The organism is Escherichia sp. AM3, assembly GCF_032029835.1.
GTDB classification, from domain to species: Bacteria; Pseudomonadota; Gammaproteobacteria; order Enterobacterales; family Enterobacteriaceae; genus Escherichia; species Escherichia coli.
This window is the reverse complement of record NZ_JAVUPQ010001321.1, coordinates 1-235: the sequence shown is the minus strand read 5'-3', so window position 1 is coordinate 235 and position 235 is coordinate 1. Positions and strand designations below refer to the sequence as shown.

Below are 235 nucleotides of genomic sequence, written 5' to 3'. Positions count from 1 at the left end.
CCGTATCGCTGGGTGAAATCGAACGTGCGCTGGCGGCCGGGTTTGATCCGAAAGCCGACAGCGACGCGATCGTCTTCACCGCTGACCTGATTGACGACGCCACGCTGGCGCGCGTGCACGAGCTGCAAATCCCGGTCAATGCCGGTTCGGTGGATATGCTGGAACAGCTTGGGCAGGTCTCTCCTGGCCATCGCGTCTGGCTGCGCATCAACCCGGGCTTTGGTCACGGTCACAG

Annotated in this window: 1 pseudogene; it reads left to right on the top strand. The window is 63.0% G+C overall.

The features are described 5' to 3' along the window. A pseudogene (locus RTW80_RS30880) lies at positions 1 to 235 on the top strand (diaminopimelate decarboxylase); the annotation flags it as partial.